At 42.6% G+C, this 14087-nt stretch carries 6 protein-coding genes; 4 read left to right on the top strand and 2 right to left on the bottom strand.

Going from position 1 to position 14087, the window contains the following annotated elements; translation table 11 throughout:
- Positions 1-66: 66 nt before the first annotated feature.
- Both EO127_RS06650 and addA read left to right on the top strand, forming a co-directional pair.
- The gene (locus EO127_RS06650) at positions 67-3456 is read left to right on the top strand and encodes a PD-(D/E)XK nuclease family protein (protein ID WP_127448666.1); all 3390 of its coding nucleotides are present in this window, start codon (positions 67-69) and stop codon (positions 3454-3456) included.
- Positions 3443-7369: a helicase-exonuclease AddAB subunit AddA gene (addA, locus tag EO127_RS06645; RefSeq protein WP_127448665.1), complete on the top strand. Its 3927-nt coding sequence runs from the start codon at positions 3443-3445 to the stop codon at positions 7367-7369. Before EO127_RS06650 ends, addA begins: the two co-directional genes overlap by 14 nt.
- A gap of 323 nt (positions 7370-7692) precedes the next feature.
- Here addA and EO127_RS06640 read toward each other — a convergent pair whose 3' ends face one another.
- Positions 7693-9117: a sodium:alanine symporter family protein gene (locus tag EO127_RS06640; RefSeq protein ID WP_127448664.1), complete on the bottom strand. Its 1425-nt coding sequence runs from the start codon at positions 9115-9117 to the stop codon at positions 7693-7695.
- 268 nt (positions 9118-9385) lie between these two features.
- Here EO127_RS06640 and potE point away from each other — a divergent pair, with 268 nt between their 5' ends.
- Together potE and EO127_RS06630 are read left to right on the top strand one after the other, a co-directional pair.
- Positions 9386-10720, top strand: coding sequence for a putrescine-ornithine antiporter (gene potE, locus EO127_RS06635; RefSeq protein ID WP_127448663.1), 1335 nt, complete (start codon positions 9386-9388; stop codon positions 10718-10720).
- A 206-nt stretch (positions 10721-10926) separates the two neighbouring features.
- Positions 10927-12966 carry a YadA-like family protein gene (locus EO127_RS06630; RefSeq protein WP_127448662.1) on the top strand — a complete coding sequence of 680 codons (2040 nt, stop codon included), beginning with the start codon at positions 10927-10929 and terminating at the stop codon, positions 12964-12966.
- 620 nt (positions 12967-13586) lie between these two features.
- Here EO127_RS06630 and mscL read toward each other — a convergent pair.
- Entirely contained in the window at positions 13587-14030 is a 444-nt protein-coding gene (gene mscL, locus EO127_RS06625; RefSeq protein ID WP_127448661.1) for a large-conductance mechanosensitive channel protein MscL, read from the bottom strand.
- Positions 14031-14087 lie beyond the last annotated feature (57 nt).

Raw genomic sequence — 14087 nt, 5'->3', positions numbered from 1 at the left:
ACTAAGTGCCCTAGACATGATAGGATAGAGATAGATGAAACATGTTGAGAGGAAAAGGAGTTGGACATGCAACCACAGTTATATATTGGCGGAGCCGGCACGGGAAAGACTACGGCTTGTTTCGCAGAGATAGAACGAATTTTACAGGACCATCCAGACCACCAGATTATCGTCCTTGTGCCGGACCCTGCCACGTATATGATGGAGCGCAAGCTAGCGGAGTATCGTAAGGAAAAAGGGTTCACTACGGTGCGCGTGGTGGGCATGACACGGTTGGCCTATCAAGTGTATCAATCCTTGGGGAAAGTGAAAGAAGGCGGTTTGTCTGAAATTGGCAAAAAATTAGTCCTTCGGGTGTTATTAAAACAATCGGCAGGGGAGTTGGACTTGTTTAAACAAGCAGCAAAACAACCTCATTTTGGAGATGTTATACAAGGGTTGTTGACGGAGTGCAAAGCCTTTGGAGTAACGCCGAAGGATTTGTCAGGAGCTGTGGAACAAGTAGATTCCATGGTGTTGGGTCGTAAATTACAAGAGCTGTCCTTGTTGTTAGAACGCTACGATGCAGCCTTGGAAGAGTTGGGCGTCCAAGACTCTATGGAAGAATTAATCGACCTATTACCACAGTCTCCGCTCATGAAGCACTGCCATGTCTTTGTAGATGGATTTCATTGGTTTACGCCTTTGCAGTATCGCTTGATTCAACAGTTGTTTTCTCTTAGTGAATCCTGTCATATGACGATTAGCTTACCCTCCTTGGAGGAAGAGATACACAGTCGCAAGGGATCCATGTATTTCCGGGTCTGGGAGACATATCGAGATATGATGACTTGGTATCCGGAGGCGGCAGTGCATACTATGACCGAGGTCTATCGAGGAACCCCTGTATTACAGCAGTTGAATACACAGTTTTTCAGAACTCCCATGAAACCGAATACAACCGATGATACGTTGACTATGGTGAGTGCTTACAATCGAGAACGGGAAGCGGATGCAGTGTGCCGGAAAATCTTGGCGTATCGTCAAGAAGAAGGGCATCGATGGAAGGACTGCACCATTATATTACGGGACATGGAGTCCTATGGTGATGTACTAGAAAAAGCATGCCTAAATTATGGCATCCCTTTCTTCTCGGACCAACGGAAGATGATGACTAGCCATCCACTGGCGGAGTTTTTACAAGGCATCTTCCATGTACATCGTACTTTCTTCGACCATGATGCGGTGTTCCGTTTGCTGAAAACAGATTTTGCTCCTTTCACTCGTGAAGAAGTAGATCGATTAGAGAATTATTGCTTAGAATACGGGATTCAAGGGGCGGCGTGGTTACGAGATACTTGGAACTATGGTGGCGAAGATGATGAGCGACGGGCTGTGATGCAAGACTTACATGACCGTGTGTTGCACCAGTTACTGCGCCCTATTTACGATTTCTGCAAACTGCCACATACGGGACAGGAGTGGAGTGAGTTCCTATTCCAAACCATACAAGATTGGCGCATTCCAGAGCAACTGAAAGTCTGGTATGACGAAGCAGAAGAACGTGGGGATGTGCAAGAAAGTGCTAGCCATGTACAGTTATATAAACATGCCATTCAATTGTTAGAGGAGTGTGCATCTGTAACGGGCACAGAGGAATTAAGCGCTGAAGAGATGGGGCTCATCATCGAGGAAGGTCTCGGTGAAGTGACCTACTCTTTGGTACCACCATCCTTGGACCATGTGACGATTACCACCATTGACCGTAGTTATATGACAGATGCTAAGGAAGTCTTCGTGCTAGGTCTTAATGAGGGCGTATTCCCTCGTAAAATGGGGGACGAAGGCATTCTGCGTGACCAAGAGCGGACGGCGTTGGCTAAGGTAGGTGTGCAACTAGCGGCGGGTGCCTTAGGGCAAATGTTCAATGAAAATTTCTTATTCTATTTAGCCTGCACTCGTGCTAGCCAAGGACTGCATCTGTCCTATGTCACATCCGATGAAGAAGGGTCTAAAATGGAACCATCTTTGGTAGTGCGCCGTTTACAGCAATATGGGTATGTGAAAACTTTCGAAGAAGCACCACTATCTATGCCAGAGGGACGAGAACAGGATTATCTGTGGCGACCATCCCAGAGTTTAGGCCTCTTTTCTAGTCGCATGAGTGCCCTTATGAAAGGAGATTCTATCTCCTCTACTTGGTGGAGTCTTTATAACTGGGGTATAGAAATGGGCTACAGAGGTGAAGTATTCTTCGCCACACGAGGTATGTTTGATTCTAATACAGTGCCACGCATTGAGCAGTCCATTGTGCGAGGGCTATTGCTACGCAGTGATGCCTTAACGGGGTCCGTCACACGATTAGAACGATACCATCGTTGTCCATACAGTTTCTATGCTCAATATGCGTTACGCTTAGCACCACGGAAGGTGAAATCCTTTGGAGCTCCTGAAATCGGGACCTTCCTTCACGATACGTTGCGCTATTTAGGGGAATATCTATTAGAACAGGGTCGACAATGGCGTGATTTAACAGAGGAAGAACAAGAATCTTTATGCCGTGAAGCGGCCGATGCGGTGATGGGTACAGAAGAGCGAGATGCGTACGAAGCGCAACTGTATACTCGATTAATATCTACCTTATCTGCTACGGTAGCACGTCTCGTAGATTGGTCTAAGAAAAGCGAGTTTTCCACTACAGAAATAGAGCAAAGTTTTGGCATGGGCACATCTAACTGGCGTCCAGTGCGCATCCCATTGGGTAAAAACTATGGCGAAAGTATCGTACTGCGCGGTCAAATAGACCGTGTCGATGAATATCGAGGACCTCTTGGTCATTATGCGGCAGTGATTGACTATAAATCAGGGGGCACTACGGTGCGAGCTGATGAAATTTACTACGGCTTGAAATTGCAATTAATGACCTATCTATTGGCATTGGAAAAGAATACACAAGATAGAATTGGCACGGCGGCTGCCCTCTATACCTATGTACGGAATCCGCAAGTGAAATTGTCTGAAGTAGTGAATCACCGACGGGCAGAGGAAGAAAAAGCTACTATCCAAGAGTTGAAAAATAGTGGATACTTTGTAGACGGGGATGTGTTACAATCCTTAGATGTAACGAGGGCTTATCAAAGCAATTCTCCATATGTACCGATTGTTCTGAAAAAGGACGGCACTCCAGATAGTCGCACATCCAAAAGTTTGAAGACGATGGAACAATTTGGCCTTATGAAGGAATACACAAAACAAATTATTTCCAACAGTGGTACACAGATGATGGATGGAGAGTTTCCTATTAGTCCGTACCAAAAGGATAAGCGACGGCCATGTGAATATTGTGAGTTCCAAGCCTTATGTCGCTTTGATGGAACGCGCAATAGATATCGCTATATTAAGACCATGACCGAAGAGGAAGCATTGGAGAAGATGGAAGCATTACAAACAGGAGGGGCTACCTATGAAATGGACTGATGCGCAACAGAGCGCTATTGATGCACCTAGACCAGGGCAGTTACCATCCCAAACTATTTTGGTGTCCGCTGCGGCGGGATCTGGTAAAACGGCAGTCCTCGTAGAGCGTATGATACAACGCCTGAAACGGCGGGAACTAAGTATTCAAGAGCTGATGGTGGTGACGTTTACTAAGGCGGCTGCCGCAGAGATGAAAGCCCGTATCGGTGTGAAACTAGCGGAAGAGTTTCAAGCCACAGGGGACGAGTATTTAGAAGAACAATTGAATATGTTGCCGTCTGCCCATATTTCCACATTGCATTCCTTTTGCCAATGGGTCATCCGTAGTTATTTCTATAAACTAGATATAGACCCTTCTTTTACTATCGGCAATGAAGGAGAATTGGCGCTCATGCGCTACGACGTGCTAGATAAGATTTTGCTAGAGGCCTACGAGCAAGGCTTGTATAACATTTATGACGTGAGCGACATGTTCAGCACGGAACGTTCTGACCAAGTCTTGCGGGACACGGTGTTTCAAATATACAACTTTGCCTTGGCGCAAAGTCAGCCTATGCGCTGGTTAGATCAGGTGTGTACTACCTATGAAAGTGCCTTACACCAGACCTTGCGAGAAACTACCTGGGGGAGACTATTTTGGGACGAACAACAACGTCAAATTGAATATCTTCTAGAACGCTATGAAGAGGCACAGCGCTTGGCGACCTTAGGCAATGGATTTGACAAATGGATGGAGAAGGTCAGCGAACTGCAAACCTTACTGCAAGCCATGCAAAAGGCGGACACTTGGGATGCGATGTATCTAGGTGTTGTCGGCATTGGGGGATTTAGTTTCCCTGTACTCCGTGCCACAAAGGCCATGAATGAAAGCGACCCAGCTATCTTGAGCGAAATCAAAGCCATTTTGGCAGAAGGAAAAGAGATATTACAAGCCATGCCGAAAGGTGTCTTTGCCATTACCGAAGCAGATTGGCGAGAGCAAATGGAATACTTAGTGCCGTTGGTGCGAGGTATTATTGAATTAGTGAAACGATTCCATGAGGACTTTCAGCAGGCAAAACAAGAAGCGGGCATGATTGATTTTTCAGATTTGGAACATCTATGTCTAGCCTTGTTAGTAGCCCCGGAATCCGAAGATGAATTGCAGCTTTCCGAGGTGGCGCTAGAGTTACAAGATACGTTCAAAGAAGTGATGGTTGATGAATACCAAGATACGAATGGTGTACAAGAGGCGATCGTAAACTTAGTATCTCGTGAAGACAATCGATTCTATGTGGGCGATGTGAAACAATCTATTTATGGTTTCCGTATGGCAGATCCACAACTATTTATGGAAAAGTACCATCGGTTTGATCATGATGTAAATGGTGTGGAACGACGCATCGATTTGTCCCAAAACTTCCGTTCCCATGAAGCCATTTTGAATGTGACGAACTTTATTTTCTCTCAAATCATGACCGACGAAGGAGCAGGGCTCACCTATGGTGAGGCAGAGTCCCTCCATACAGGTCGCATCGTAGAAGAGGCGCCACCAGAATGGGTAGGTGGGGACGTGGAAGTGCACGTTCTTTGCTGTGATGAGGATAAGGCGCAGACAGATACGGAAGAAGGAGAAGACCTAGAGAATGATGAAAAGGAAATGCTCTTTGTAATCCGTAAAATCCAAGAGTTAAAGAACAACGGTACCTTGGTGCAAGATAAAGACGGCACCTTCCGTCCTATGGAATGGCGAGATATTGTGCTCTTGAAGCGGTCTATCTCTGGATCTGCCAGTCGTATGATCGACCTTTTACGGCGAGAGGGAATTCCTGCCTATGCGGAGGAGAAATCCGGTTATTTCAGTGCTATGGAAGTACAATTTGTGCTGTCCTTGTTGCAAATCATTGACAATCCAGAGCAAGATTTGCCCATGGCCATCGTCTTGCAATCACCTCTTATCGGGATGGATGCGAACGACCTAGGGCGACTTCGCTTGTCCGTAGGGGAGAACAGCTTGTGGAGCGGATTGCGCCCCTTTGTGGAAGCAACTCAGAATGCAGGGTGGATTCGCTTTGTGGACTCTATGGATACATGGCGCACCATGTCTCGCCGTCAAGGCATTACCGATTTAATCTGGCACATTTACGATACCTTACACGTAGTGGAATACGTGAGCGCTATGCCGAATGGTTTGGTGCGCCGTGGCAATGTACTGGCTCTGTATGAGCGAGCGAAACAATATGAAAATGGCAATTACCGTGGACTATTCCGGTTCTTGCGCTTTATTGAAAGTTTGCAGGCTTCGGGAGAAGATTTGAGCGTTGCCAAAACGGTGAGTGAAGCGGATAATGTGGTTCGTATTATGACCATCCATAAAAGTAAAGGCTTAGAGTTCCCTGTGGTGTTCCTCATGGGCACCCAAAAGGGCTTTAACAAAATGGATTTGAACCGGTCCTTGCTATTGCATAAGGAATATGGGGTGGGCTTAAAAGGATACTTCCCAGATTTGCGCGTCATGTATAATTCGGTCCCATGGATTTTCGTGCGACAAGCCTTAGAAGAAAATTTGAAAGCCGAAGAGGAGCGTATCCTCTATGTGGCGCTGACTCGACCTAAAGATAAACTGTATATTACAGGCTATATGAAGGGGTCTATCAATGGTTCCACGGATCGACCAGCCACGAAGAAAATGGGCGAGTGGGTGGCACCTGTATTGCAGTGGGGTGAAAGTGCTTTCACGAAAGAGCAAATTCTAGGATGTAATTCTTATTTAGATTGGATCTTGAGGAGTTTGGCTCGCCATGTAGCAGGGGGCACGCAGTTGCGCCAATTTGCAGAGGTAGAAAGCCCGCAATTCCCAGATATACCGTACAAAGATTGTCCGGTGTCATTCCATGTTCATGATGGGAATGACTACAGTGTTTCACAGGAAACACTGTCTGTAGAGGTGGACATTTTGGAACAAGTACGTGCCCAATTACCAGTGGAAGCGCCATCATTGGACCCTGTTGTGGTAGACCGATTGACCTCTGTGTATCCTTATGAAAGTTCCACAGAACGAGCAGGAAAAATCTCTGTATCTGAAATCAAACGACGCTTTGTAGAGCTAGAAGAATTAGCGAAACAGATGATTGAACCGAATTATCGGGGAGAGCAGGGCGATGGTAGTCTAGAGACGGAGTCTACACAAGTAGATAGTTTCACGGATAACGTTGTACATGAAGATAGGTCTAAAGGTTCGGATGATCTCACCGAAGATGCTTTAACAATAGGTATTACGACTGATTTGAGTAAAGCGGAGGTGGATGTAGCTGCGCAGAGCGGCATAGAAAATAGTGTAGGGAATGGCGCAGAGGATATGTTAGAAGACGCCCCAGAAGACCTTGGGCCTTTTGATGTCACTCTATCATCCATAAATGAGTCCACGCCGATTCGCAGTGGTGCCCGTTGGGGTACTCTCATGCATGAAGTGATGCAGTGGTTGCCGTTGCAAAGCTATACGCGACCATCTTTGCGACAAGCTTTAGATAACCTTGCGTTGCAAGAGTATCTGACAGATGAGGAGCGAAAGGCAATCAGTGAAAAACGGATTTATGATTTCTTTCAGTCTCACCTAGGACAACGATTGTTAAGAGCGGAGCGAGTGGAACGAGAATTGCCGTTCAGTATGCTATTCCCAGCTAAGCGAGTATACCCAGAGATGCTAGACGGAGAAGATTTATTCCTACAAGGTATCATCGACACGGCATTCCTAGAAGAGGGATCTTGGGTGTTGGTGGATTACAAGACCGACCGCTTAGACGAAGAGGCTCTAATAGAACGCTATCGCATTCAGCTCATGCTCTATAAAGAAGCTTTGGAACGATTGACACCATACCCTGTAAAAGAGGTATACATCTATTCCTTCCGACTAGAGAAGGCTATATCGGTATAAAGTGCGATTGCAACATTAGTAAGAACAATAATCTCATAGATATGTTAGATATATTATTCTACATGCGTTGTAATGGTACTAATAAATACGATCAAATACAGGTTTGTAATATAATACCAGTGAATACAAAGAAATGTAATACAGATCAAAAAAGAGGAACGTTGCACACATAGCGTCAACGTCCCTCTTTTTTATATGTTAATCATATACTTTATGGGCTACGATTGTTATAACATATAGTGCAGCTTCCCAACATAAAGGGATAGCGTACAGTATATGATAAGCATGAAAAAAGGGCCCCGAAGGACCCTTTCAGTATAGTATTATTCGTTTTCGTGACCTTTATGCCACCAAGTGATACCTTTTTGAGTTGGTAAAATAGCACGGTCGAAGATTGGATCTTCAATACCTTTAGATTTTTGGCTTACATAGTCTTTCAGAGCAATGGTTACCAATTTACCTAAACGCAAGATAGATGTAATATTGCAAAGCACTAGGAATGCCATGAACAAGTCCGCTAAGTTCCATACAAGGTTCAATTCAGCGATACAGCCAACATAGACCATGATGATAACTAATGCACGGAATACATTAATAGCAACTTTATTATTTTTTGTCATATGCGCAATATTCACTTCGCCGTAAAAATAGTTGCCAATAATGGAACTGTAAGCAAACATGAATACGAATAAGGCGATAACCGCAGGTGCCCAAGCGCCTAATTGATGACCAATACTGTGTTGCACAAGGGCTATACCAGTTAAATCAGTGTGTACGTATTCGCCAGATACAAGAACGATGAAGGCGGATGCAGTACATACAAACATAGTATCCACGAATACCCCAAGGGACATGATTAAACCTTGTTTTACTGGGTGATTTACATCAGCAGAAGCGGACGCATTTGGTACAGAACCTTCACCAGCTTCGTTAGAGAACAAGCCACGTTTAATACCTTGCATTACCGCAGCACCGATGAAACCGCCTGTAGCAGAATCAATCGTGAAAGCTTGTGTAAAGATAGCAGAAATTACGTCTGGTAATACAGAGATGTTAGCAATCACGATGTACAATGCGATTAGGAAATATAAACCTGCCATGAAAGGCACTAAAAACTCAGCTGTTTGAGCGATACGTTTGGCACCACCGAAGATAACCAGTGCAGATAAAGCTGCTACGATAAGACCTGTTGTGGACGCATCGATATTCCAAGGTTGTACGGCGATAGCGATGGTGTTTGCTTGTACAGAGTTATAGATTAGACCGTAGGTAACGCTGATTAAGATGGCAAATAAAACAGATAAGAATGGGCTGTTCAAGCCATGGCGAATATAATAGGATGGACCGCCACGGAAAGAGCCATCAGGTAAACGCTCTTTGTAGATTTGGCCTAATGTGTTTTCGATGAAGCTAGTAGCCGCACCAAGAAGAGCGATGAACCACATCCAGAACACAGCGCCCGGACCACCTAAAGCGATAGCAATAGCGATACCCGCAATATTACCAACACCTACGTGAGAGGCAACACTGATACAGAAGGCTTGGAATGGAGAAATATGATGGTCACCTTTACTTTTTTCTCCTGCCCCAGATTTTAAAATACGGAACATTTCTGGTAGTTGTCGTAATTGCACGAATCGTGTGGTTGCCGTAAACCAAACTCCGGCAATAATAAGGAGTGCGATGATGATATTATTCCAGAGGAATCCGTTCACATCGCCCAAGAGTTGAATGATTTGTTCTTGCATAAGGACATCCTTTCTTTCTATGGACATAGCATATTTTCTATAGTATATCATAGGAAGATAAGGAAATGATAGAAAGTTATAACAATCCCAGAAAATTTGTGAAAAAACATCTATCCATGAGGGGTAAAAGGTGTTACAATGAATCGATAAATGAATGAAATTGCGTCACTACATCCGAACCCATTCCGTACGGACTAGTGGCGCTAGCGGTTTTTGACGACACGGATACTTGAAATGCTCAAGTGATGTATGGAAAGGGGCTTGATACATGAAAACCACCGCTAAAAAAATGTCTGTATTCCAACTGACATCCATCGTGGCAGCCAATATGTTGGGTGCTGGAATTATTATGCTACCGTCTCAATTAGCACAGGTAGGGACCATTTCTATCCTATCTTGGATTATTACGGTACTAGGGTCCTTGACCTTGGCCTATATTTTCGCCCAATGTGGTTTATTTACAAAGAAAGCAGGCGGCTTAGGTGGCTATGTAGAATATGCCTTCGGTAGGACAGGCCATTTTATGGCGAACTACTCCTATGCAGTGTCCTTGGTCATTGCCAATGTGGCTATCGCCATATCCATTGTAGGGTATGGGGCTGTGTTGTTTGACGTACACCTTTCACCGTTAGAAGTGAGTTTAGCAACTATCGCGTTGCTCATGGTGGCAGCTTTAATCAATGTGCGTGGTAATAAGAGCACAGGGCGCATTAGTAACATTACCATTTGGGGAACGATGTTGCCAGTCCTATTTATTGGCGTGTTTGGTTGGTTTTGGTTCGATCCAGAGATGTTTGTGTCTGTTTGGAACCCACAAGAACTGCCCGTGTTTGATGCGGTTAGTCAGTCCATTTCCCTTACCTTGTGGGGCTTTTTAGGCTTTGAGTCGGCGGCAGCTAATGCAGATGCTGTTGAAAACCCTAAAAAGAATGTACCTATAGCGACATTTTTTGGCACGTTGGCAGTAGCCGTGGTGTATATTGTATCTACAAATATTATGGCGGGTATCATTCCTAACATCGAGTTAGTGAATTCCACCGCTCCTTTCGGGTTAGTGTTTGCTTATATGTTTAATGGCACAGCAGGCAAAATCGTGATGGCTCTCATGGCAGTTTCTTGCTTTGGGGCGATTATGGGATGGCAATTTACTTTGAGCCGTGTGTTTAAAAGTTGTGCAGAAGCAGGATTCTTTCCTAAAGTATTTGCCCGTGTGAATCGTGTGGATTCTCCGGTGCGAGGTATTTTCATTCTCTTGGCATTGCAAGGTATCTTAGCTTTGATGACCACCGATGAAAGTTTGAATGAACAGTTTGCACAGCTTGTTAACTTAGCGGTAGTGACCAATGTATTCCCGTACATTCTTTGCTGCGTGGCAGTGAATAAGATGTTATCTGTTGAGGGCGCTAGTACGGGATTACGTCGCCTCATCTATGTGATGAGCGCCGTAGCCATTGCCTACGATAGCTATGCGATTTACGCTTGTGGAGAAGTTCCTGTACAAGGCGGGGCCTCCGTTATCCTGTTTGGGTATATAGCATACCAAGCTGCCTTCCATTGGAGACCACGCTTAGTGAAAGCCATTGGTAAAAGTTCTGCTTATTAATAGCAACATACAAGTTTGAAAATGAAGATTTCATGAACTTATATTTTCTTCATTTTTTCTTCATGAAGATTATATATAATTGAACATGTGATTGATTATTACGGTATTAAATCTATAACATTTAATACTGTAATTTTTGATTTAGGAATTATAAACAATTTTATAGATTATTTTATAGTGAAAAGGTAAAGGAAGAGGAAAAGAACATGTTAAAAACAACAGGAAAAAAACAAACATTAAAAGCGGCAGTGTTGAGCGCTGTTATGGTTATGAGTGCTATTGGCATGAATGTAGCTGATGCTGCATTGAATGAAGCGGGTACTGGCGCTGATAATAATGTAGCATTTGGTGCAGGATCAAATGCAGGTGGAAAGAATAGTACTGTTATTGGGCCAAATGCTAATACAAATGGAGAAAATGCAATAGCTATCGGTACCGGCGCATCTGCAGGTAGCACAGGAACGCAGGCACAATCTGGTGTAGCAATAGGTGGTAGTGCAAATGCGAAGAGTAATCGTGCAGTAGCAGTTGGAGATAGTGCTCAAGCTTCTTGGTATGGTACAGCTTTAGGCTCTAGATCTATTGCTGCCGCAAATAGTGTAGCTATCGGCGGCGGTGGAAGCGCAGATCAGTCCTATGCGGTGGCATCATTAGGTAACTCTGTAGCGTTGGGATCTTTTGCTAGAACCACAGCAGGAGTAGCTACTAAAGATGCATCTGTTACATCAGATGATACTACATTAAAGTTGACAAACTTTGCTGGAGATAAATTAGCAAAGGGCACAGGGTTTGTCTTATCTGTAGGTGATAAAGGCAAAGAGCGACAAATTCAACATGTGGCAGCAGGTCAAGTAACTGCTGATTCAACGGATGCCATGAATGGTAGCCAATTATATTCAACTCTAGCTACACTAGCTAATGTGGCTGGTTCTGTTAAAAACATCGTAGGCGGTGATGCAAAGGTTGATGAGAATGGTAAAATTACTGTTACAAATATTGGTGGTACAGGAAAAGCTACTATTTCTGATGCAATCAAAGCGGGTAAAACAGAAGTAGCAGAAGGCAAGAATGTAACTGTTACTAAAGACGAGGGTACTGACGGACAAGCTATCTACAAAGTAGCTGTAAAAGATGATATTACATTAAATAGTGTAACAACTGGAACAACAAAAATGGATGCTAATGGTCTTAGCATTGGAGATAAAAACTATGTTTCTGTCGCTGGATTGAATGCGAATGACCAAGCAATCAAAAATGTAGGCGCTGGTAAGGTAGCGGCAGGCTCCAAAGACGCCGTGAATGGTGATCAACTACATAAAGTAGAAGAAAAAGTTAACAAAGTAAAAAATACAGCAGAATCCTTAAAAACTGCATTAGGTGGTAATGCAACTATTGAAGATGATGGATCTGTAAAAGTAACTGATATTGGTGGTACAGGTAAAGATACTGTTGATGCTGCTATCAAAGCAGTAAAAACAGAAGTAAAAGCTGGCGATAATGTGACAGTAACGCCTTCCACTAATGGAAAAGACGGACACCCTATCTATACAGTAGCTGTGAATAAAGATCTTACAGTAGATACAGTCACAACAGGAGCTACAAAAGTAGATACAAATGGTATCACAATTGATAACAAACAATTTGTTACAAAAGATGGTATTAACGCAAACGATACAAAAGTTACTAATGTAGCTGATGGTAAAGTATCAAAAGATTCTAAAGATGCAGTTAATGGTAGCCAATTATATACAGTAAAAGAAAATATTGAATCTACAATTAACCAAAAATTGGGAGATATCAATACAGCAACTACAAATATTAATAGTAAAATTGATGGTATTAACCAAAATATGAATGCCTTAGAAAACCGTGTGAACTCTCGTATGGACAAAGCAGTAGCTGGTTCTGCAGCGTTAGCAGCATTACATCCATTGGAGTTTGATGGTAATGATACATGGAGTATTGCAGCTGGTTATGGTAACTACCACAGCGGTAATGCATTAGCTTTAGGTGCATTCTATCGTCCAAATGAAGATACTATGGTTAGCCTTGGCGGTACTGTAGGAAATGGTGAAAAATTATTTAATGTAGGCGTAAGCTTAAAAGTTGGTCAACGTGGACATATCCCTATGACTAAAGTGGCAATGGCAAAAGAAATTGATACATTGAAAGCTCAATTAGAAGATCAAAATCAAAAAATTGCTATGTTAATGAATACCATGACAAGTATGCAACAAGGTAAATAATCCATAGGTTCTAGTATACTGTGTTACATTTACTGATATGCAATACTATATGAATAATAATTGCATAGAAATTACAATAGTAACATTTAAAATAATAGAGGAAAGTTGATATTTTTGATCAACTTTCCTCTATTGTATTTAGATTCATTTTGTTACAGTCCTTTATAGTTAAACAGGATAACAGAGTAACAAGATGATTTGCTCTATCTATGTTTTTAGGGGACTGTCTTGATTATCCTGTATAATCTATATTTCGTGTATTATACTTATAAATATAGGAAAGAATCAAGATGATAATTATTTTATATATTGTCTAGATTACATGTGTTTATAACGATGTCATCAACCGATTTCAAGAGTCGAGAACCCCTTGTATTAATGGATTTATTGGCATTTGCGAAATGAATATTTTAAAACTTGATTTTAAATATCTAGTTATGCTATATTTGAAAAGCAATATACATAATAAAAGTATATGCTAGGTTTGTTGTGATCATGCATTATGCATTTCACATAATACTAATTATAGGTAAAGGACTGACACTTGTGTCAGTCCTTTCCTATTAATATTGTATGAAGTTAAAATTCAAAAAGATAGAAGCTAGGAGTTGTTGAACCTATCATTCTTTGATAGCCAATTCAGCTGTGCAATGTGGACAGCGTGTTGCATCGTCAGCAATTGTTTCACGGCAATAGTCGCATTTACGGACTTCAACCGGCGCTTCTGCAGGTGTAAAACGCTTGATTTGGCTGATAATTGCGAAAATACAGAAAGCAATGATAAGGAATTCAAACACTGTATTCAAGAAAAGACCATAGGCTAGTACAGGGATACCAGCTGCTTTTGCTTCTGCCAAGGTAGTAGGAGCACCACTAGTAGTTAAAGGAATAAATAAATTGGAAAAGTCTACACCACCTAATAATAAACCGATAGGCGGCATAACCACATCATTTACTAAAGAAGTAACAATTTTACCAAAAGCGGCACCAATGATAACGCCCACAGCTAAATCTACTACGTTACCGCGCATGGCAAAGTCTTTAAAATCTTTGAAAAAACTCATACTAATCTCCATTTCAAAACTTACAAACTAAAAAAATATAATGTATATTATAACGCA

It is taken from the genome of Veillonella sp. 3310 (assembly GCF_003999875.1).
Classification (GTDB): Bacteria; Bacillota; Negativicutes; order Veillonellales; family Veillonellaceae; genus F0422.
This window is presented reverse-complemented; position numbering and strand designations above follow the sequence as displayed.

What these genes read in the sequence shown, in the direction of transcription:
- EO127_RS06630 (WP_127448662.1), top strand. Translation starts at nt 10,927, where the DNA reads ATGTTAAAAACAACAGGAAAAAAACAAACATTAAAAGCGGCAGTGTTG.
- EO127_RS06650 (WP_127448666.1), top strand. Translation starts at nt 67, where the DNA reads ATGCAACCACAGTTATATATTGGCGGAGCCGGCACGGGAAAGACTACG.
- mscL (WP_127448661.1), bottom strand. Translation starts at nt 14,030, where the DNA reads ATGAGTTTTTTCAAAGATTTTAAAGACTTTGCCATGCGCGGTAACGTA.
- EO127_RS06640 (WP_127448664.1), bottom strand. Translation starts at nt 9,117, where the DNA reads ATGCAAGAACAAATCATTCAACTCTTGGGCGATGTGAACGGATTCCTC.
- potE (WP_127448663.1), top strand. Translation starts at nt 9,386, where the DNA reads ATGAAAACCACCGCTAAAAAAATGTCTGTATTCCAACTGACATCCATC.
- addA (WP_127448665.1), top strand. Translation starts at nt 3,443, where the DNA reads ATGAAATGGACTGATGCGCAACAGAGCGCTATTGATGCACCTAGACCA.